A 20,501-nucleotide genomic window follows, 5' to 3' on the forward strand; every position below is an offset into this window, starting at 1 on the left:
TCTTTGTTCGATTATACCCACCACAAATTGCAGCGGGTTCCACTTATTTTACCGGCGTGACTTCAAATGTCAGAACGCCATTCAGCCCTTTATTTTTTACCTCGAAAACGAGCCTATTCACCTCATTTCCAAGGTTACTTAGTAATTTGGGATCATCAATTTTGATGTTTTCAATGCTGGCGGTCAATAAATCCTGATTGTATTTCATTTGCATGTCAAAATCATCGCCCCTTAGTCGGATCATACCCGGCTGAATGATTTCGGCGGGTAGTTTTGTCATGAAGTGCAGACTGGTCTTACCGGAATTTTCGGCCAGCTGATACTGATCCCGAATGATGAATTTCTTACCCCGCTGCAAGGTGTAGGTACGCTGCCAGGATTTTACATGAGCCTGCTCGGTGTAGGCTTTGGCAAGATCGGTTGAGTAACTTATGGCATTTTTTGAGGGTGTATAGCTGGAATTAGTGGCTTTAAATGCTCCCCCATTTTTTTGACCTAAACCATTGATGACGGGAAGGTTATGGTAGTTGGACTGCATCGTCCAGATGTCGTACCGGCCCCGGCCGAAGGTCTCGCGGGTATACGTACCTACTCCCAGGTCGATAAATATCGGATCGCCATTAAAATGCAGCATAAAAGAACCCACGTCATTGTGGTTGTGCTGCTCGTTGTTGCTGCCACCTTTGGCAGAAAAATAAAAACCATCGGTTGTACCGGCCTGATCCCGTGCTATGACAGCATCCCAATCCGGGAAATAAAATTCAGAAATTAGTGGCTCCTTCGGAGTTGTGGCTGCCCAATTGATGGGTTCAAAGAGAATTTCCAGGGATTCCCCAATTCTTCCCCCGAGGCCCCCATCCTGATCGCCTGAATGCTTATGGAGAAAAGCGGCAAAGCCGGTAAGTTCCGGGTCGTCAATCCGCGTACCGATTCGGTGCAGGGGCGCCGGTCCACGCTCAATTTTGTGGGCAGCATCGGCATAGTTGGTATAGTACATCCCTTTGCTGATGTAAACCCGGTAAATGTAGCGCGCCATTTCCTTGACTTTCTGATTTTGAAAGATGTCGATCTGACCCTTGGTTACCCGGTGTACGAGATCCAGATAACTATAAAACCGCCCTACGGCACTACTCCAGTAACCAGGCCCCTCGCTACACGAACCATCCTGGGGGTAATTGTTAATAAACTGGTCGACTGATCCCAGGCTTTTGTACAAAGCATCTGCTTTTTTGACAGGATCCTGCTCCATCAGCAGAATGCAGGTGAGCACATTGTAGTTGACCCATGGATTCCAGTTATTGACATTGCCTTCTCCCCGCCAGCCGTATATCCACCAAAAGTCATTCCGGGTATAGTAAGGCTCCAAAACTTTCCGGTTCAGCTCGTCTTTTATTCGTTTAGAGATCACCGGGCTTACCTTATCAAATTCGTCGTGAAGAAAATAGAACGACCAGGCCAGGTCGGCCGCCAGATCACCGACCACCAAATCGATCACCGGATCGTCCAGGTCGGGTACCACGGTGGTCGGTTTGTCCATTGAACCTTCGTGGCCATAGAGGTAAAAATGCGCGGACGAGCCCCAGTAGGTTCTCTCACAAAGACTGAACACACCATTGATGAGGTCATCCCGAAATCGACCCTTCCCTTCCATGAGCTCAGCCATTAGCAAGGCCCGAAACGCCTCGCTGAATTCCCGGTTTTTATCGTCTACAATAGCCCGGTTTCCGCTTCTGGTAAATTCAAGATAATCAGTCGCTTTGATTGATGGCCACTCAAAACCCAAATACTTTTCTCCTTGTTTGATGGCATTTGTCCGGGTTTGTTCCGGCAGTTTGGTCCAGGCGTCGCGGTCGGTGTAGGCTGGATAATTAATCCAGCTATGATCCCGCACCAGGGCTTTATTGATATCGCCGCGCGAATAGGTATTGGTAATAACGTTGGTTAATTCCTGAGCCTTCGCAGAATTTAGCACCAGAAAACCAGCCAGAAATACGATGCTTAAATAGTTTCTCATTCGTTCTTTTTATTTAAATTCTTGATTTCCAATCGAAAGTGTCCATGTTTCCTTTCCCGAAACACTACTTTTTTACGGATGGATGCACGCCCCATTCGTACCTTCGTTCGGGGTTAAAGTCGGGATTTGGCACGGGAAATTCGGCACCCACCTGGGTTTGCCAGCTTTGAAGTAGTTGGTGGAGTTCTTTGGTTTTGCTTTTAAAATCGGAGGCAAGATTGGTCGTTTCACCGATGTCATACGTGAGGTTGTAAAGCGCTTTTTCCCCGGTCATAAAATTTTCAATCAGTTTCCATTCACCCTGGCGAATAGCACCACTGGGAACATCGTGATGAAATACGGGATAATGCCAGTAAAGAGCCCGATTAAGATCGTGATTTCCGTCAAGGAGTGTGGGAACCATCGACTGTCCATCCCGATTTACCGGCTTCATCCCGGCCATTTCCATAAAGGTGGAGTAGAAATCATTGCTGATGACCATGGCCTCACTAATTGTCCCTGGTTTAACCGCCCCCGGCCATTTAACGATGAGCGGAATCCGGATTCCGCCTTCATAAATACTGCCTTTCTCGTTTCTTAACGGTGCATTTGAGGTCCCGATGAAACGCAACGGGCTGTCAGCATACATATGTTTTTTGGAATCGGCCAGGGTAACCCAGCGATCATGCCGGGAAATTTCATCCCGCTGTACTTTGGCAAAAGGATAAATATTTTCGCTGACTACTCCCCCATTATCAGAAGCAAACACCAGAATGGTATTTTCATCCAAACCGGCACTTTTCAACTTCGCCATGATCCTTCCCACACTTCGATCCAGGTGTTCGATCATGGCTGCGTAAACGGCATTTCCGGGGTAAGTTTTATCTTTTTTCTTTTGAAGATATTTGTCAATCAGATCTATATCTGCATCCAGCAGCACATGAACATCGTAATGGGCAAGCATTAGAAAAAAAGGTTTGTCCTTATTTTCTTCAATAAAATCAACCCCAAATTCGGTGATGCGGTCGCTGAACCGCAGGTCGCGGTAATCTTCCCGGGCAGGAATAAAAGTTGTGTTGTAAAACGACTGACCGACATTGGCAACATCAAAACCCTGGTTCACAGGATGATACGGTTTATTATTTCCCAAATGCCATTTTCCAAAATAGGCCGTTGCGTAGCCTGCATCCTTTAACTGCTCCGCAACGGTCTTGATTTCCTGGGGAAGAAACTGCGCCCGGTTGCTGGGAGTTCGTACTTGTTCATAGGGCCGCCAATGTCCGGGAATATGGCAGACAAATCCCAATCTTGCCGGGTATTGACCGGACATGATGCTGGCCCGGGTTGGGGAGCAAACCGGACCGGCCGAATAGGCGTCGGTAAACCGCATTCCTTCTCGGGCCAGTTTATCAATGTTTGGTGACTCATTGAAGCGGTTTCCATACGCCGGCAGATCGGCCCATCCCAGATCATCCGCCAAAATGAAGATGATGTTCTTCTGCTTGGGGGGCTTTTGATTGCTGCTGGATTTTTGGGCGTTCACTTCACAGAAATTCGCACCGCAAACCAGAAGAACGAGGGTGTATAGAATCGATTTTTTTGTCATGTAAATTTTCATCAAAAATGAATTTCGTTCGTATTTCCACGGTTCCTAGGGCTTCACCCTACGTTTTTGGATTTCTTTCGTAGGGCATCACCCTATGCTGATAGATTCCGCCCTTTCAGGGCTGAAAATGAGATATTTAATCTCGTCCTTTTTACGTTTGGTCTATTTTGTTGGGGCAGGAGTTATTGAGCTTTCCAACTCTTTATAGATTTTATCCAATTTCATCCTGTACTCCTTGACAACAGAAGAATATTCGGGCAATGCCGCCACATTTTTGTTTTGCTCTGGATCTTTTTGGTGGTCGAAGAGCATCATTTGTCCTTTGTTTTTGGGCTCAAACCAGTAGGCAAAAGCGTAGCGGTCCGTCATCAGGGCCCGTGCGCCCAGCCATTCGGAAACCACCGAATTTTTCCAGGAATCAGCTTTCCCCGCAATCAATGGGAGCAAACTCTCGCCGTGAAGCTGATGCTTGCTCTGTATACCCATCAGCTCACAAAAGGTGGGGTACAAATCCACAAATTCTACAATCTGATCAAGTTTGGCAGGTTTTTGTCCGGGAATTTTCAGAATCAGGGGAGCATGGATGGCATCGTGCAGGGTGCTGTGTTTTCCCCAGTAGTTGTGCTGACCCAGTTGAAATCCGTGGTCGCCCAAAAGAACCACCACCGTATTTTTTTCCAGATCCAGTCGTTTGAGCTCGGCAAGTACTTTCCCTATTTGCGCATCTATATAACTTACACAGGCATAGTAGCCATGCCGGGCTTGCTGATGAAATTCCGGCGTATTGTAGTGGTCGGTATATCCATAGCTGAGTATTTCCTTAGAGGGCTTGGCCGCTGCGGGTATATTTTCAGGTTCAAACGGATTGTCAGCCAATGGCACATTTTTATACAAATCGTAGTACTTTTTAGGAGCATTAAATGGTAAATGAGGTTTGGAAAAACCAACAGCCATAAAAAAAGGCTGCCTGCTTCCGGCCAGGCGCTGCAGATCAAGAATTGATTTTTCCGCAAGTTGGCCGTCCGAATATGCATTGTCCTGTACATCGGCACTTTCAAAAAAAGGACCGCGTTTGGTTTTACTATTCTGGTTTTCCTGTGTAATCGGATTGAGGAATTGGGGGCGGTCAGGACGCCAGGGTTTTTCCGACCAGCCGTGTTCACTGTCGTCTGCATCATGAAAAACCTTGCCATTAGACACCGTATAATATCCCTGATCCTTTAGGAGTTTAGGAAGCGTAGTTGCCGAAGGATAGTCTTTATCTGCCCGGCTTGTAAATGTAATGTAGCGCTGCGGAAAATGGGGACGAATCCCTGTGAGCAAACTCGCCCGAGAAGCTCCGCACACGGCCACGTTGCAATAAGCCCGGTTAAACTGTACGGACTCCGAGGAAAGCTTATCAATCATGGGCGACTTTACAACCTTATGCCCATAAGCCCCAAGCACCGGGACGAGATCATCCACAAAAATGAATAAAAAATTGGGCTTCTCAGGAGCTGGTTTATGGGTGGTAAATCCAACGGAAAAAAATACCAGCATCCAGCTGAAAATCTGTTTTTTCATGGTTTATATTTAATTAAGTGACTGTATCATTTTTTTCCAGGTCTCCACTTTATCCATCAGCTGTGCCACTATCCCCGGGTTTTTGGAAGCCACATCCTGTTTCTCCCCAATGTCGGTGGCCAGATGAAATAAGACAGATGGCTCTTTGCTGTTTAAGGGAGCTACCAGTTTGTAGTCACCCCTGCGCGCATATATGGGCCGGGTTTCACCGCCCTGCCAAAAAAGAATCTCATGCGGATCAGCCCTAACCTTGCTCTGCAAATAGGGTATCAAGTCTACACCATCCGAAGGTGTTGCAGGGGCATTGGCCATTTTTCGGAATGTTTCGAACAAATCCAGGGTACTCACCGGACGGGTATAGACCGAATTGGCTTTCAGATTTCGGGGCCATCTGAGGATAAAGGGAACGCGGATTCCGCCTTCCAGAAATTCCGCCTTACGCCCTGAAAGTGGTCCAGCTGAACCCACAATGGTGCTGTCCCAATGGGCAGGCCAGTTGAGAGCCGGATAATTTCGTCCCCATTCGGGGCCATTATCACTAACAAACACTACAAGCGTTTGCTCATCTACACCCGATTCTTCGAGTTGCCGGAGTACTTTGCCAACATTTTGATCCAGTGAATAAATCATGGCAGCGTACAATTGCATTATTTCCGGGGTAATGTGTTTGTATGTATCTTTCAATTCCAGCTGTGCCTGCCAGGGGCTATGGGGAGCATTGAAAGCCAAATACAAAAAGAAAGGTTGTTTGATAGAAGCCTGGGCTTTAATGAAACCAACGGCTGCATCCCCGTGGGCATCGGTCATGTAGGGTGTTTTCAGGCTATCGCTCCAGCCATGTTGCATGGGCTGCTTCAGTTTGCCCGTAAGCTTGCCTTCGGTATTTGGGAAATAATCCGCCCCACCATTAATCTCATTAAATAATTCATCAAAAACATTTTTTACCGGACGGTTGATATGCCATTTGCCGATGTGCGCCGTACGATAGCCTACTTTTTTGAGCAGCTGTGGAATAAACAGTTGCTGCTGCGGAATTTTTGCACGCGGGCTCGTTTTGTTACTATACGCACCGTACCGCTGCTGGTAGTTGCCCGTCATCAAACCTAGACGACTTGGGGCGCAGGTGGCAGCGGATGCATAGCCATCCGTGCACCGAATGCCCTGGTCTGCCAACCGGTCAATATTTGGCGTTTTTACTAGTTTTCCACCGTAACAACTCAGGTCTCCGTACCCCAAATCATCGGCCACGATTAGCACGATATTGGGTTTGGAAGATGATTGAGCCAGAAGTGAAATACTTATAAATAAACCTGTTATCCAAACAAACAAACTGAAAATCCGTTTTGCCAGTGTTGTATTCATGCTATAAATTTGATGCCTCCTTTCTGCACCATGGTGCAGAAAGGAAAGTAGGTGATAATAGCCAGAAAAATCCGGTAATACTTAAAGAAATGGTATAACAAAGTCTGCCAGCTACCAAACGGGTTGAGTAATGGACAGACTTCTGATAGTCTATCAGGTAGTTACCAGCCGGGATTTTGAGTCATATTTTCGTTGAGGTCTATTTCATTGGCGGGTATTGGCCACAGGTAGTCTTTTTCAGTAAATGATTTTTTATAAAAAACCCTTTCAAACCGGTAGTCCAAAACTTCATGATTTAGTCCAAAAACAGGGTCATCGGTATGAGCTGTCCGCCAGCGTTTTAAATCAAAGTAAAGATGCCCTTCAAACAAAAATTCTTTGGCACGTTCCAGCCGAATATTCTGCCGCATTTCATCTTTTGATAGTCCGTCCGGCAAAGTCACTACCCCGCCGCGTGCACGAACTTTATTCACCGCAGTATATACATCAGCCGAAGCCCCGCTTATTTCGTTTCGTGCTTCGGCATACATCAAAAGCACGTCTGAAAAGCGGATCACCGGATAGTTCATCGGTGAATCTTCGCGAAAGAGCGTATGTTGATCGCCGATTGTCAAAAACTTACGAATGAGCACCTTGGCATCGGCCTGCCCAGTCGTATTCAGTGCTCTTGGTGTAGCGTTTACGTAGGGTGTAAAGGGCCAATAAAGTTTGAATGTTACGTTGCCAGCCCCCACAAATGTAGAGCCAGGCAAAATAGCGCTCTTGTGTATACGTTGGTCTACGTCCTCAAAGGTTTCAATATACCAACTGGTTAAATCTACCCCGTGCGCTACATCATTTGAGTAGCTGCTTCTTCTGGGTATGGTTGAAAAATCAATGGGGCTGCCATCGAGTTTGGTAAATACTTTCAGCATGTGCGAGCTCATGGCAGCCCGGTCGCCTCCGTTTATCTGCACCGACCGATGCCCGTACCATCTATTGAATGAACTGCCAAGCCCTTCCTGTTCCACATATTGCAGTTCAAATACTGATTCTTTATTATTTTTTGTATTGATGTTAAAATTATCGCTGTAATCGGCCATTAGGTCATACGTAAATGGTGCTTTTAGCAGTTTTTCAAACTCTGCCGCTGCCAGGTCCCATTTTTGTTGGTATAAATAGGTTTTACCCAGCATCGCTATGGCAGCACCTTTGGTAACTCTTCCCTGATCGCTGGCAGAACCATACGAAACCGGCAACACATCAATCGCCTCTTTGAAATTCTGAATGATAAAATCTTGTACCTGCTGTTCGCTATTTCGAGGGAGATAGGTTTCGGTTACCGGTGTAGGTTTGTCAAGAAGAATGACGCCTCCGTAGAAATTATTCAGGTAAAAATAGCAAAGCCCCCGGATGAACTTAGCCTCTCCAATCATGCGTTTTCGCAGATCGTCAGAAACGGCTTCATTACCATCCAGGCCCGAAATCACATCATTAGCATAGATGATCGGGCGGTAAAAATTCCTATAATTGGCCTGAATGTTGGCATCACGGGCCGTTGCCAGTCCCATTGCATGGGTCATCCCCCAGGGGGCACGGAGCTGATCAAATCCTTCCGGGCCCAGGTTGGTGACATAGTTAAAAAATTCTGCTTCAAACGAGCGATTGGCCAGGGTACTGTACACGCCATTCATGGCCATGAGTGCGTTGGCATCTGAATTGAAGATAAGGGAGGTGGACAAACCGTCGTAGGGCGCGGTGTCCAGAAATCCATCATTACAACCGATATTGAAGGTCAGCAGAAAGATCAGTAGTATATATAGTTTCTTTTTCATTTGGTCTGTACGATTAAGGTTAAAAACTTAGGCTTATACCCATTGAAAATGTCTTGCTTAATGGATAGGTCTGATCAAAACCCGATACAGAAACCTCAGGATCCATCGTGGGCCAGGAGGTAAAGGTGAAGAAGTTTTCCATGTTGGCAAATACTCTGAGCTTTTCCAGCTTTATGATTTTGGTTGCCTTGGCCGGTAAGGTATACCCCAGTTGTATAGATCTGATTTTCAGGTAATCAGCACTTCGCAGAAAGAAATCAGAGGTTTGATCATTTTTGGGATTGTTGAAATAAACTTTCGGAATGCTCGTACCAGGATTCGCTTCTGTCCAGGAATTTAGATATTCCTGAGGCCATTGGTAGCCTTCCTGATGGTTTAGCGCATACAGCGACCCTCGTAAGTAGCGATCCCATTTGGCTACACCATCCAGGAAAACAGCAAAATCAAAGCCACCGTAGGACACACTTGCATTCCCTCCATAGGTGTATAGCGGAATCGGATTGCCTTTCAACACCCGGTCATTATCATTAATGAATTGATCCCCGTTAGCATTGCGATACAGAAAATCACCCACACCCGGTGTAGAAGGATGAAACGAGATTCCATCGGCCACCAAAGCCTCTACGACCGATGGATTTTGAATGATCTGCTCTACCTCACGTACCCAATATACGCCTACGGGATAGCCCTCCGTCCATGCCTGACTGTCGCCCCTTGGTTCTATAAGATCACCCTTGTATTTAACAATCGTGTTTTTGTTGTAGCCCACGTTAGCCGCAAGATTCACCGTTACTTTTCCAAGATTTAAGAGATAACGAAGTTCCATTTCCAGACCCTGATTTTGCACCTCGGCAGCATTTACCCGCGGAGCACCTATTCCGCCATTGACAAGTGGTATGGGCAGGTTGGACAAGATATTCCTGGTTGATTTTTTGTAGTAGTTTAAATCCAGATTTAGAGTATTGAACAACCGAATGTCTGCGCCAATATTTAGTACATCCGTCGATTCCCAGGTAATTTGAGGATTACCAAATGTGTTGTACGTGAGACCGGGAACGATAGTACCTCCAAAAGCATAGTTTGACGCTCGATAAAACTCCTGCCATTCATAGTTACCAATGCCGTTGTTTCCAAGCGTACCCCAGGAGGCACGGAGTTTAAAATCGTTGGCAATGTGGGCAATTGGCTCCCAGAAATCTTCCGCTGAAACCATCCATCCGGCAGATACAGAAGGAAAAAGTCCCCACCGTTTGTCCGGCGCAAAGCGTGAAGAGCCATCATAACGCAAATTGGTTTCCAGTAGATATTTCCCCTTATAATTATAGCTAAGTCGCCCAAAAAAGGAACGCATGGCAAAATCAGAAGCATTACCATCTGCCTGAGGATCACTCGCAGCCGCATCCAGAACGGGAGTGTCATAGCTCAGCAAATCGCTTCGTGAGGCCGAGAAATTGCTACTTACGTACTGCTCCTGATTGAAACCCGCCAGTGCTGAAAAATTATGATTGCCGATTGTTTTAGTATAATCTGCATATAAGTCATAAATCTGTCGTTGATTTCGGCTGATCGAGTTATTGATGTTCAGACGGGCGCCTGAGGTGCGGTCGATACCTACGGCCTCGGTTTGAAAATTCCACTGATCCGTGGCAATGCTACCTCCCCATGCTTCCCTTAATCTGAAATCTGAGAAATAGCTAGCTGTAATGTTAAGATCTTTTAAGGGAGAAAGCACTGCAAAAATTTTGCCCTGAAGCTGCGTTCCTTTGGTTTCGCCACGGCGGTTTTCCACAGTCATCAATCCATTGTTTGTTCCTCCTTCACCACCCAGCAATTGCCCTGATCCATATCTGCCATCAGGATGTTTTGGAACCACCGCCGGCGTAGTTGCACGCATCCATTCAAAGGCATTTTCGATGGTAGCGGGTTCGGCTGTAGTAGAAATTACTGTGAAAGTATTGCCGAACTTTAACCACTTATTGACTTTGTAAGTCAGATTATTTCTAAAATTCAGGCGCCTAAACCCGGTATTTGGGATTAAACCATCATCACCAAAGTAGTCTACGGAGGAATAAAAATTAACCTTGTCATTGCCACCACGCGCTGAAAAATTATGGTTCATGACCATATTTGGCTTAATGAGTGCCGTCAGCCAGTTGGTGTTTGGGTACCTGATTGGGTCCATTTTTGATCCTTCGCGCCATTCTTCTATATACTCTTGCGTAAACTTTTCGGGCAATCCCGAATTCTGACGCATGCGATTGACAAGCAACAGGTAGTCCGGTACATTGTCTACCAGATTCGCAATTTGTGCAGGAGTTTTTGATCCCACAAAATTATTATAAGAGAATGTAATTTTTCCCTTACTATCCATCCCTTTCTTGGTCGTAATGAGAATCACACCGTTGGACGCCCGGGAACCATAAATTGCCGCCGAGGCCGCATCTTTCAATATTGTTACAGAGGCTACGTCATTGGGGCTCACGGAATTTATGTCCGCTACTTGTCCATCAATTACTACCAAAGGTGCAGAGCTACTATTTAGCGAGCCAACGCCCCGTACATTGATGGAAGAATTATTGTTTTCGCTCGGCAAACCATTGACCTGCTGCACCCTGATACCCGAGGACATTCCCGCCAGCATCGTTGACACATTGGTGACAGCCCGGGAATTGAGCGCCTGATTTTCAAAATTTACCGTTGAAACCGCCCCGGTCATATTTGCTTTCTTCTGAGTTCCGTAGCCAACGACGACCACTTCTTCCAGAGCCTTGACATCGACCTCCATGGTTACCGACAGGTTTGTTTGCGAGCCTACCAAAATCTCCTGCGGCATATACCCGACGAAGGAAAAAACCAGGGTGGCGCCAGCGTCGGGTATTGTTAGTACAAATGAACCATCGGTGGTTGTGGAAGTGCCCTGCTGAGTATTTTTGACCAGAATACTCACACCGGGCAAGCCTTCCCCGCTTGTATCGGTAACTCTCCCCGTTATTTTCCGATCTACCGGAAGTAGCATTCCCTGGTTCTGGGAGGATTCTCCGGGAAGGCGGGACTCTTCCTGCAACATAATCTGCCCACCCATCAGACGGTAGGTAATATTCAGCGGTTTCAGAGCAAGGGTCAATACGTCAGATAATTTACGATCCTGGGCAATGACAGTCACTTTCCTGTCGGCACCAATGGCGTTGGAGCTATACACAAATTTGACTTTTGCCTCCCGCTCAATTTGTTGCAGGACTTTACGCAGCACCACGTTTTCGAGCCTGATACTCAACTGCCGGTCCAGTAACTCCTGGCTGTGCACCGTATGGGCAAAGCTCATCGAAATACAGATGCATACAAGAAGCGATTGCATAAATGTAATTCTCATGAGGTACCTGGCTAAGGGGGTAAAACGTACGCGTTTTTTCATTAGATTTGTTGGTTTGGTTAGGTTTAACGGAACTGATACCGGACAACTCTTCCCTATGCACATTCGGCAAAGAATGCATAAAGACGGAAAGAGTACATTGTATAGAGTCGGGGGTGGTCGCAACACCTTCGACTCTTTTATTTAGCAAATAATTGGTATTCAATAGGTTATAAACATCCTCTTCCACTAATCAATACACGAGTACCTCGTACTTCATAGCGGGCATTTACAGCTGCACACAAAAGGTCAAGTTTGGTAAAGAGCGTCTGATCAGGCAATGCGGCCGTAAAGAGACACTTTTCAAGAGCCTCATTTTCCAGAATGATTTCAATTCCGTAGGCCTGTTCCAGTCGGTCAATTACCTCGGTCATCGGCGCATCTTCAAATAGGAAAGAGCTTGTCATGGCAGATGACCGTGCACCCTCGGGTTTGACGATCAGTGGATTTTCAACAATTGTCATTTCAAACGAATGGCTTTCGGGGAGAAATCGAGCACGTTGATTGGCCGTCAGTATTACTCCGTTTTTAATTTTCTCGCTGCCGGGTTGCACTGTTTTTGTCAGTTGAGAAACCGACACTTTGCCCGTCACAACGGCAACCTCAATGGACTGACCATCTGGCCCGTCATCCACCCAGAAGCTTGTTCCCAGCACCTTGGTAATAACTTCACCACTATACACCAGAAATGGTCTTTGTACCATTCTAGTGATATCAAAAAACGCTTTTCCTTTTAGTTTAACAGTACGATGATCCTTTGCAAAAAACTTTGGATACTCAATTTGACTGCCGGGTGTAAGTTCAAGCCGCGAGCCATCCGGCAATTTCAATTCCAGATTTGCAGTAGTGGTGTTGGTTTGAATAACATGATTTTCAGAAGAAGCCGCCTGTGTTTTTAAACCATCCCACAAAGCTATTGGCTGCTTAGCGGACTTAGGAAGCACGCCCCAAAGGGCAAAGCCAAGAAGAATAATTGCCGCCGCCGCCCAGGACCACTTCACCCAATGCGGCCGGATTACCTGCTGCTGCTGCCGAGATTGAATAGCACTCCACAATTTTTCTTCCAGAGCCTCATTTTCGGGCTTGCTCATAGGTGGCATATCCGCATCCAATAAGGCAAACCATTGTTCGACGAGTTGTTTTTCGTGCGTAGAACAGGTACCGTTTCTGTACCGGCTCAAAAGTGTATGAAAATTGTCCTTGCTCATGCCTGCGAACGATTAGCCTTTTTTAAGAAGACCAAAATCACCGTCAAGACCGCAAGTTATCCAGAAAATTCTCGGAATAGTTCTAAAAATAGCGAAGTTCCTGCCGAAACATCTTTGAATAGTTATAAGGATAATAGTAGAAGAAATGATGTGAGAAGGCTTTGAAATGAGAGGCGAAAAAGGCGGAGGCCCTGCGTAATATGATACTCCACCGTACGGACTGGTAATTCAAGCTGAATGGCAATTTCCCGGGCAGATTGTCCTTCAAATCTGTTCAATAAAAAAATCTCCCTGGTTTTGGGCGACAAACTACCCAGGGTCTCCTGAATCTGCGTTTCGAGTTCTTCAAGAAATAATGGATAATCGGGAGCAATTGAGTCTGTGGCCTTTTCCAATTCCAGAAAAATGGAATCTTTATAGTAGTCAATGATTCGGTTACGTGCACATGCAAACAGATATCCCCGCAAATGAGAGATGTTTAATTCATTTCTTTTCTCCCAAAGTTGTACAAACAAATCCTGAATTAATTCCTCGGCTATGTCCTTATCATGCGTTTTGGCAAGTGCAAAGATGTAGAGCGGATGCCAATACTCCCTATACATGGCCTCAAATACCTCAGGGTTCTTAAAATCCACGCTGGTCTGAGTCTTGCCGGAAAGCGATTGAAATAGCGATAGCACGTAAGAAACTGGTTAATTTTTAAAAATTGTTGAGTACAAGCCAAAATGATGAGGATTAATTTGAATATATGTATACTTTACTAATCATTTTTGCATACACTTTATTGGATCATGGAATTCTAGGGTATATCTAAATTCATGAATCCTTATAGGACATTTACTGAAAGAAGGGAAATACGATAATTTATTAGGCGAATATAGAAGAGTTTTTGACAAATTCCAATATAAATTTTGTTTTTTTCCTGATTGTATTTTCAAATTTTGCATTTATTGTATACATTTGAATAAATAAATGTACACAAATGTTTAAGCATAAGAACTTTTAGACTAGTTCTAATTACTTACGAAGATACCTGAAATGATTTCCGCAGAGAAAAAGTCCGCAAAGAAAGCCTGGGAAGATGCCTATTTACGTATTGAGCAATTAATACTGGATTCTCGACTTGTTCCTGGTGATTATATAACCGAAAACTCACTAGCTGAACAGCTCGGAATCAGCCGGACTCCCATCCGGGATGCAATAAAAAAACTGGAAGAAAAGGGATTAATTGTTAGCATTAACGGTCGAAAACGTATTCATCTGTTGACGATTCATGAAATGTCTGAGGTTTTTGACATAAAAATCTGCCTGGAAAAACAGGTCGTGCGCTGGGCAATCGAGCGGGGATGTCCTGAGGAATTTGAGGAACTTGGAGTACTCATGGGTGAAATGCGCAATTTTGTCCTGAATTCCTCCCATGCTGCCGGAAACGAGGAGGATGAACTCCAGCAGTGGCTCGAAATTGACCGGCGACTTCATCAGTTGATTTTTTATATGGCCAGGGCTCCAAAAACGGAGAGCATCATACAAACGCTCAATATGCAGTGGCATCGTTTGAAAATAGGTTCTCTGACGCTTGAAGGCCGCATGAAACGGTCCATCCATGAGCATGAAAAATTTGTACGGGCGATTCTTGACAAAAAGCCTGATGAGGCTGAACAATCCATGCAAATGCATCTACAAACCATTAAGAATGAAATGATTAAGCTAATGACATTGTTTCAATACCCGGCCTAGCAATTTTGCTAGCCCGGGTATTTTTATGACCAATCCTATTTTGTAAAAACCAGTACGTACTTTTTTACCTCCCCTACACTCTTGATACTAATGGAGTGCAGGTTCACAAATGGAATGCTATTAACCTCATCCCATCGGGAGACGCGACCATTCAAATAAAATTCAACATCTTTCAATTTTTCAGAGAACAATACAGTTCCTTCATTTGATTTTCCAATTCCCACCTTATTCATGATTTCAGGTGCGTATGCTCCTTCAAATGATTCTTTGGGGAAGTACCTCGTACCCAAACCACCTTCCTTTTCGACTAAAACTTTACTTAAACTATCTTCCAGATACACCGGCAAATGATTTTGTTTAATTTCCAATGCTTTTTCAAAGTCTTTTCGCATTGCATTCAATAAGGGGTTTGGAGGCAATTTTCCCATGCCCAGTCCATTGCTACTGATATAGCCTGAATAACCTTTTGTTGGAGTGTACATACCTGCTCCCTGACTACCCTTGCCTTCTCCACCTGATGCTTTAATTGAAAAACTGATTGAGGTTAAAAACAGATTGAGTGGGTCATACTGCAGGCCATTGATTTTCATATCACCTCCAAAAGCTACTATATCTTTCCGAATTATGCCGATGTCTTCCAGGCTTACCAAAGGGGAAATTGCCCAATAGAGCGTATCCTCAATTAGTAGCGTCCATTTGCTCAGGTTGTTAAATTTTAGGGTATCTTTCTCCGCTTTTATTAGATTTTCTTCGAAAGGTTTTAGGATAATCTCTGGATCGGGTAATTTGGAAAGATCTGGATCGGAAATAATTTCCGGCTCATGCATTGACTCCTCGATCATGGCGCTAACTACTGATTTGAGCGGCACGGGAGCAAGTTCAATCAGCTGCCTGCGATAGGGAGAAACAAAAGCAGATGAAAGATACAGCACGGCCAACAGGAAAGCGTACTTTCCCCAGACCCATTGTGGGGAAGGTTTCTGGTTCATCATTTTGATTCGTTTTTTAAGAATTGATTGAGCAAATGAATTAGTAAGGGGTAGTTCATTATCACCAAAAACGGTTTTTAATAAATGAACCTGATAGAGTTTACGGTTATATCCACCAACCAACACGGCCTGATCTGCCAGATATTCCAGATTACTTTGTACCAACTTTTGGTGAAGCCAGCTGAACGGATTAAACCATAATGCGATCCGCTGCATTTCTGCCAGCAGAAGGTCCAGACTATGCCACTGACGAGCATGCTCACTTTCATGCACCAGAATATGACTTAATTCAAGCGATGTATATTGGTCAGGGTTACAAGCGATCCATTTAAAGAAGGAATAAGGTGTGGTGGTGAAAGTGTCACGCACCAGGTAGATATCTCCTTCCAGCTGTTCTGACGGAAGATGTCGTATCTTTTGCAGCAGGCGGCCTAGCTGCCATAAAAATCGAGAAGCCAGCAGCACAACTCCCAGCAGGTAAATGAGCAGTAAATAGTTCATCAGACTCCATACTTCATGAATTTCTGCCCTACTCGTTTCTGGGAAACTATTTTTCTGGGGTTTTATCTGAGTTGAAAAATATGGCACACTTTGCACAACCTCCGGAACTGATTGATGAAATTGCTTTTGTACCTCAACTGGCCCCCATTCGGGAAGCGGAATCAGCGGAAGTGACCACGCAGCAAGGACATTTAACCAAAGCAGAGCGCGGTTTAGGCGGGTAAATGATTCGTACTGAATCAGCCAACGGTAGGCCAGTGTAAGAGCAGCCAGCAAAAGGCTTACTTTAAAGAGGTAGGCTAGCAGCATGGTTTTCCAGGTTTAGGTGGAATAAAATAATTTCTTATTCATTTTTTTCTTCAATCATCCGTATAATTTCACGAAGCTCGTCGGGGCTGATTTTTTCCTGATTTGCAAAGTAGGCAACCAGGTCTTTGTATGAATCATTAAAATAGTTACTTACTACCTTGTTCAGCACATGCTTATTCTGATATTCTTCCTTACTTACAGCTGGAAAATACTCGTACGTATTGCCGTACTGTTGATGGGCTACGTACCCTTTTTCTTCCAGATTCCGAATTATGGTCGAGAGAGTATTGTAATGAAGCGGCGGGTCCGTAAAGTGAGGTAGCATGTCTTTTATGAATGCTTTCTGCAAGCGCCAGAGAACCTGAATCACTTCTTCTTCCTTATTAGTTAATTTTTCTAATTCCATGAATAAATGTAATTACTATAAATATAGTTTGCAAACTATTTTTATAGTTTTCTTTATTTATAAGCCTATATCAATCATTATCAACCAATTACAAGGGATCTTAAATTTAGAAAACAAACGATGATTTTGATCCAGGTACAAAACTACACCTTCACCCTAGCCCGACCGCTATACCGAAAAGTCCTGCCAAGTATGATTTAAGGGGCGACACAATAGTTTTACATACTATTTACATCATTTTACGAGGCAAAAGCTAGATCAAAATCCTCCTTCCCTACCTTTACCCAACAACTTCACCCAATCGTTTTTGTCATGAATACTATGAGCCTTGTCTTACTGATCATTTTCCAATTCAATTTTGCCTTTGATCGCAAAATTGAATTCCCTAAGGCCTCACCTGTTTCGGAAAGCCAACCAAAACAAATGAGTTTCCCTTCTGTATCCACCTACACAATTTTAAAATCTTTTGATGGCGGATTTACCTGGCAGCAAATTGGCGATGGACTTCCGGCAGATTTGAAGGAAGAAGGTTTCTTTGTCAACGAGCAAGGGTTCTACCTGCAGGCAGGAAAGGTAGTATTTCACAATAAGTCAAATTCGACAGGCGCACAATGGGAAAAAGTACCTGTCGAAGTCAGGGAATCGAAAATAGTAAAATCAAACGGTGTGTTTATGGCAACAAGTCAGAAAGGAATTATACGATCAAGCGATCAGGGAAAAACCTGGGAAGTAGTATTGAATGAAGGCGGTGTAGGTATTGCCGTTGAACCCATCAAAGGTGGTTTCGCTGCCATCAACTACAATACAGAGTCAAAAACCAGAAGAGTACGCATAACCTATGACGGAGGCAGGAACTGGCAGGCCATTGATGCGGGCCTCCCGCCAAGTCTTACCATTTCATCCATTGTACAGGTCGGTGAATATTTCTATTGCGGACATCCTGAGGGCATTTTCAGATCATCAGATGCGGGTAAATCATGGGTACTTATTCTTACTTCCATTGAGGATAAGGTCTTCAATTTGGCAGTTTCAGGAAAAGTAATGTATGCCATTCCCAGAGCGGGCGGCTGTTGATATTCAGGTCAGATGCTAATAATCTGACCTGTATTTTTAAACATCCTAGCTTTCCTTTATTCATTAATTTAAATGATTAAACTTCACCTAAATGATAGGTTGGAGTTTGGGCACCGCAATGCTGGCCAAACCTGCTAATCAGGAGCTTAGAAACGGAACTTATAGGAAATAACAGGAAAAAGAATTCATTTACTCCAAATGTTTTTTTAGGAAATCAATCACCTTACTCCTGACTTCATCGGCGTCGAACATCACGCCATAATGCGGCGCATCTTTTACAATAATTAGTTCGTTGGGAACACCTGCCACATGGAGCCATGCACTCAGAAGTTGAGATTGCCGGGGAGAAACCATGTCGTCTTTTTCGCCATGAATAATTAAGAACGGAGGATCATTCTTGTCGACATAAGTTACCGGGCTAGCAGCTTTGGCTAGATCAGGGCGAGTTAACGGGGCTGCGCCAATCAGTAGACTTTCGGGGGATTTGGGGTCGTTGGCACTGGGGAAAAGAATCAGTTCTGCCGGGCCATAAAAATTAACGACCCCTTTGAATGTAAAGGATTTACTGCTTCCGGGCATATAAAACTCCTACACGTCATTATTATGTGCCAATCCAACGAGGGAAGCTAAATGACCCCCAGACGAAAAACCCATGACAGCCATTCGTGTTTTATCTATGCCATATGATTCAGCCTGATCATACAAAAACGAAATTGCCTGGTTGCAGTCCTGCATTTGAGCTGGAAAAACGGCCTGTGTGCTGAACCGGTGGTCAATGGAAGCGATCGCAAAACCCTTATTGATTAGTTCAGCCAGGGTGTTTTTCATGTATCCCATATCGGCATATTTGGAATTACTCAACCAGGCCCCACCATGAATAAAAACGACCAATGGGACTTTACCCAGTGGGTTTGGCGGCAGATAAATATCCAATAAATGTTTTTGAAGGGTATCGTTATTGTAGGCAACATTACCATGCAACCGGGTTCCCAGTGGAAAATTCTTAATTACCGGATTGGTCTGACCAAAGCCCGAAGTAGCAAAAAGAAACGCGAAAATGGTGAATACTAGTGTTGTTGTCTTAAACATACAAAGGATTGGGTCAGGTTTAATAGTCAACTAATTTAGTAAATTTTATGGCAGGGGTTTCTTCGTGTTTAAAAAAGTCTTTTGCCCACTTTTAGACTTACAACTCTATACTATACCCGATTACAAACGGGAAATTAACCAAAGAAAATTACGGTCGAGATCATCACCCGTGCTGTTTTTCGGTTTACATGACCGGTGGAGGGGTAAAAAAAGAATTACATACGGTGAAACCGATGAATTTGGGTACTACATCACCAAAAACCCCGTACATATTCACGACCTGCAAGCCACAATTTTGCATCTAATGGGCATTGATCATGAGCAGCTTACGTTTAAATTTCAGGGACGTCGATATAGACTTACCGACGTGGCGGGACACGTGGTAAAACCCATTCTGGTATAAAATGCATTTACCAATAATCATAAAGAAAATCTTAATCAGGTAGTCTTTAGGCCGCCTCCTAATCGCTTTTGCTATCCCTTTGATAAAGCGTTGGCCTTGCGTGGAAGGGAGGAAATTGAACCAGGATTTTTTCTTCGCTGATGCGAGCGATTATTCCCTTTTCCTAACCAGATTTTTACATCTGTCATGCAGAGTTATTTCTATTTGCTTCGCTTGGGCATCAGCAATGGCAAACATGTAACGGAACTTTATGTATTATTGGCTCCGCCGGATTGGGGGTTAAAAAATGGATAATCTGCTGTGACACGTACCCAATGGGCGCAAAACAAGGGGGAGGTTTTAGTGATAAGGCCCCTGAAAGCCGCATCGAATGAAAAAAAAATTAATGAAAAGGTATGACATAAGGCTGTCACTACCCCATCCGATCTTTGTAGAAATAATAAACAAACCAGTTTAAACACAAGCAAAGATGCAAAAGAACACAACCGATCCCTGGGAATGGGGTAAGTACACTAATTCAGTACAAGCAGTAGAGATTAAAGAGCCGCAGGGAACCCTTTATTGCTCGGGGCAAGTTGCAATTGATGCCAATGGCCAGCCTGTTGCCTCGGACATGAAGACACAACTGGAGCTGACGATCCAGAATTTAGAACATCTGATCGGTGAGGCTGGCTATGAGCCGGGCGGTATCGTAAGACTTAACGTCTACACCACTTCTACACAAGAGTTTTTTACAATCTGCGTGCCGACTTATCAAGCATGGATCCAAAAGCATGGAATTAAACAAGCGACTAGCATGCTCGAAGTAAAAGGTTTGTTTGGTGGGCTTACCGTTGAACTTGAAGCAACCGTGGTACGATAGCTTTTTGGATATTGACCAGACAGGTTGCCTGATTTGGGGCCTCCTGGCTGGTCAGTATTTCAAACTACAGAATCTATGAATGAACTATCAATGAACATTCTATGATTTTTTTGAAAAGTGAAAACCTGGCAGCGATTGGTCTAAAAATAAAAGCGTTATGTCAGAAGACCTATGAG

The 20,501-nt window shown here is 44.5% G+C and carries 13 protein-coding genes and 2 pseudogenes; 4 read left to right on the forward strand and 11 right to left on the reverse strand.

Translation table 11 applies throughout. The features are described 5' to 3' along the window. Positions 1-43: 43 nt before the first annotated feature. From EZE20_RS17295 to EZE20_RS17330, 8 genes are all read right to left on the reverse strand, one after another. Entirely contained in the window at positions 44-2,014 is a 1,971-nt protein-coding gene (locus EZE20_RS17295) for a heparinase II/III domain-containing protein (RefSeq protein ID WP_132119985.1), read from the reverse strand. A 64-nt stretch (positions 2,015-2,078) separates the two neighbouring features. After that, complete coding sequence (locus EZE20_RS17300) at positions 2,079-3,599, reverse strand: sulfatase (protein ID WP_165933504.1); 1,521 nt, start codon at positions 3,597-3,599, stop codon at positions 2,079-2,081. Between the two features lie 162 nt (positions 3,600-3,761). After that, positions 3,762-5,162 (reverse strand): sulfatase, encoded by a 1,401-nt coding sequence (locus EZE20_RS17305; RefSeq protein WP_132119989.1) that lies wholly within the window; start codon positions 5,160-5,162, stop codon positions 3,762-3,764. A 9-nt stretch (positions 5,163-5,171) separates the two neighbouring features. Beyond that, positions 5,172-6,524, reverse strand: a complete 1,353-nt coding sequence (locus EZE20_RS17310; RefSeq protein WP_132119991.1) for a sulfatase family protein — start codon at positions 6,522-6,524, stop codon at positions 5,172-5,174. 161 nt (positions 6,525-6,685) lie between these two features. After that, positions 6,686-8,338, reverse strand: coding sequence for a RagB/SusD family nutrient uptake outer membrane protein (locus tag EZE20_RS17315; RefSeq protein WP_132119993.1), 1,653 nt, complete (start codon positions 8,336-8,338; stop codon positions 6,686-6,688). Between the two features lie 19 nt (positions 8,339-8,357). Beyond that, positions 8,358-11,750, reverse strand: a complete 3,393-nt coding sequence (locus tag EZE20_RS17320; protein WP_165933505.1) for a TonB-dependent receptor — start codon at positions 11,748-11,750, stop codon at positions 8,358-8,360. 167 nt (positions 11,751-11,917) lie between these two features. Continuing rightward, positions 11,918-12,955, reverse strand: a complete 1,038-nt coding sequence (locus tag EZE20_RS17325) for a FecR family protein (protein WP_132119997.1) — start codon at positions 12,953-12,955, stop codon at positions 11,918-11,920. A gap of 122 nt (positions 12,956-13,077) precedes the next feature. After that, positions 13,078-13,635: a sigma-70 family RNA polymerase sigma factor gene (locus EZE20_RS17330; RefSeq protein ID WP_228713850.1), complete on the reverse strand. Its 558-nt coding sequence runs from the start codon at positions 13,633-13,635 to the stop codon at positions 13,078-13,080. Positions 13,636-13,993: 358 nt separating this feature from the next. Here EZE20_RS17330 and EZE20_RS17335 point away from each other — a divergent pair, with 358 nt between their 5' ends. Next, complete coding sequence (locus EZE20_RS17335; protein ID WP_132119999.1) at positions 13,994-14,692, forward strand: GntR family transcriptional regulator; 699 nt, start codon at positions 13,994-13,996, stop codon at positions 14,690-14,692. 35 nt (positions 14,693-14,727) lie between these two features. Here the strand turns inward: EZE20_RS17335 and EZE20_RS17340 are convergent, their stop codons facing one another. Both EZE20_RS17340 and EZE20_RS17345 read right to left on the reverse strand, forming a co-directional pair. Next, positions 14,728-16,491, reverse strand: a complete 1,764-nt coding sequence (locus EZE20_RS17340; protein WP_132120001.1) for a M56 family metallopeptidase — start codon at positions 16,489-16,491, stop codon at positions 14,728-14,730. A gap of 34 nt (positions 16,492-16,525) precedes the next feature. Further along, positions 16,526-16,897: a BlaI/MecI/CopY family transcriptional regulator gene (locus tag EZE20_RS17345; RefSeq protein ID WP_132120003.1), complete on the reverse strand. Its 372-nt coding sequence runs from the start codon at positions 16,895-16,897 to the stop codon at positions 16,526-16,528. 321 nt (positions 16,898-17,218) lie between these two features. On the opposite strand from EZE20_RS17345, the gene EZE20_RS17350 reads away from it, so the two are divergent. Beyond that, a complete protein-coding gene (locus EZE20_RS17350; protein WP_228713852.1) occupies positions 17,219-17,971 on the forward strand; it encodes a WD40/YVTN/BNR-like repeat-containing protein in 753 nt (250 codons plus the stop codon). A gap of 189 nt (positions 17,972-18,160) precedes the next feature. Here EZE20_RS17350 and EZE20_RS24600 read toward each other — a convergent pair. Next, positions 18,161-19,060 (reverse strand): annotated as a pseudogene (locus tag EZE20_RS24600) (alpha/beta hydrolase fold domain-containing protein). A 122-nt stretch (positions 19,061-19,182) separates the two neighbouring features. On the opposite strand from EZE20_RS24600, the pseudogene EZE20_RS17360 reads away from it, so the two are divergent. Together EZE20_RS17360 and EZE20_RS17365 are read left to right on the forward strand one after the other, a co-directional pair. After that, positions 19,183-19,463 (forward strand): annotated as a pseudogene (locus tag EZE20_RS17360) (DUF1501 domain-containing protein); the annotation flags it as partial. Between the two features lie 469 nt (positions 19,464-19,932). Continuing rightward, a complete protein-coding gene (locus EZE20_RS17365; protein ID WP_132120007.1) occupies positions 19,933-20,325 on the forward strand; it encodes a RidA family protein in 393 nt (130 codons plus the stop codon). Positions 20,326-20,501 lie beyond the last annotated feature (176 nt).

Source organism: Arundinibacter roseus (genome assembly GCF_004348825.1).
Lineage (GTDB): Bacteria > Bacteroidota > Bacteroidia > Cytophagales > Spirosomataceae > Arundinibacter > Arundinibacter roseus.

Coding starts and splice junctions, on each gene's coding strand:
- EZE20_RS17295 (WP_132119985.1), bottom strand. CDS start 2,014: ATGAGAAACTATTTAAGCATCGTATTTCTGGCTGGTTTTCTGGTGCTA.
- EZE20_RS17300 (WP_165933504.1), bottom strand. CDS start 3,599: ATGACAAAAAAATCGATTCTATACACCCTCGTTCTTCTGGTTTGCGGT.
- EZE20_RS17305 (WP_132119989.1), bottom strand. CDS start 5,162: ATGAAAAAACAGATTTTCAGCTGGATGCTGGTATTTTTTTCCGTTGGA.
- EZE20_RS17310 (WP_132119991.1), bottom strand. CDS start 6,524: ATGAATACAACACTGGCAAAACGGATTTTCAGTTTGTTTGTTTGGATA.
- EZE20_RS17315 (WP_132119993.1), bottom strand. CDS start 8,338: ATGAAAAAGAAACTATATATACTACTGATCTTTCTGCTGACCTTCAAT.
- EZE20_RS17320 (WP_165933505.1), bottom strand. CDS start 11,750: ATGAAAAAACGCGTACGTTTTACCCCCTTAGCCAGGTACCTCATGAGA.
- EZE20_RS17325 (WP_132119997.1), bottom strand. CDS start 12,955: ATGAGCAAGGACAATTTTCATACACTTTTGAGCCGGTACAGAAACGGT.
- EZE20_RS17335 (WP_132119999.1), top strand. CDS start 13,994: ATGATTTCCGCAGAGAAAAAGTCCGCAAAGAAAGCCTGGGAAGATGCC.
- EZE20_RS17340 (WP_132120001.1), bottom strand. CDS start 16,491: ATGCTGCTAGCCTACCTCTTTAAAGTAAGCCTTTTGCTGGCTGCTCTT.
- EZE20_RS17345 (WP_132120003.1), bottom strand. CDS start 16,897: ATGGAATTAGAAAAATTAACTAATAAGGAAGAAGAAGTGATTCAGGTT.
- EZE20_RS17350 (WP_228713852.1), top strand. CDS start 17,219: ATGAGCCTTGTCTTACTGATCATTTTCCAATTCAATTTTGCCTTTGAT.
- EZE20_RS17365 (WP_132120007.1), top strand. CDS start 19,933: ATGCAAAAGAACACAACCGATCCCTGGGAATGGGGTAAGTACACTAAT.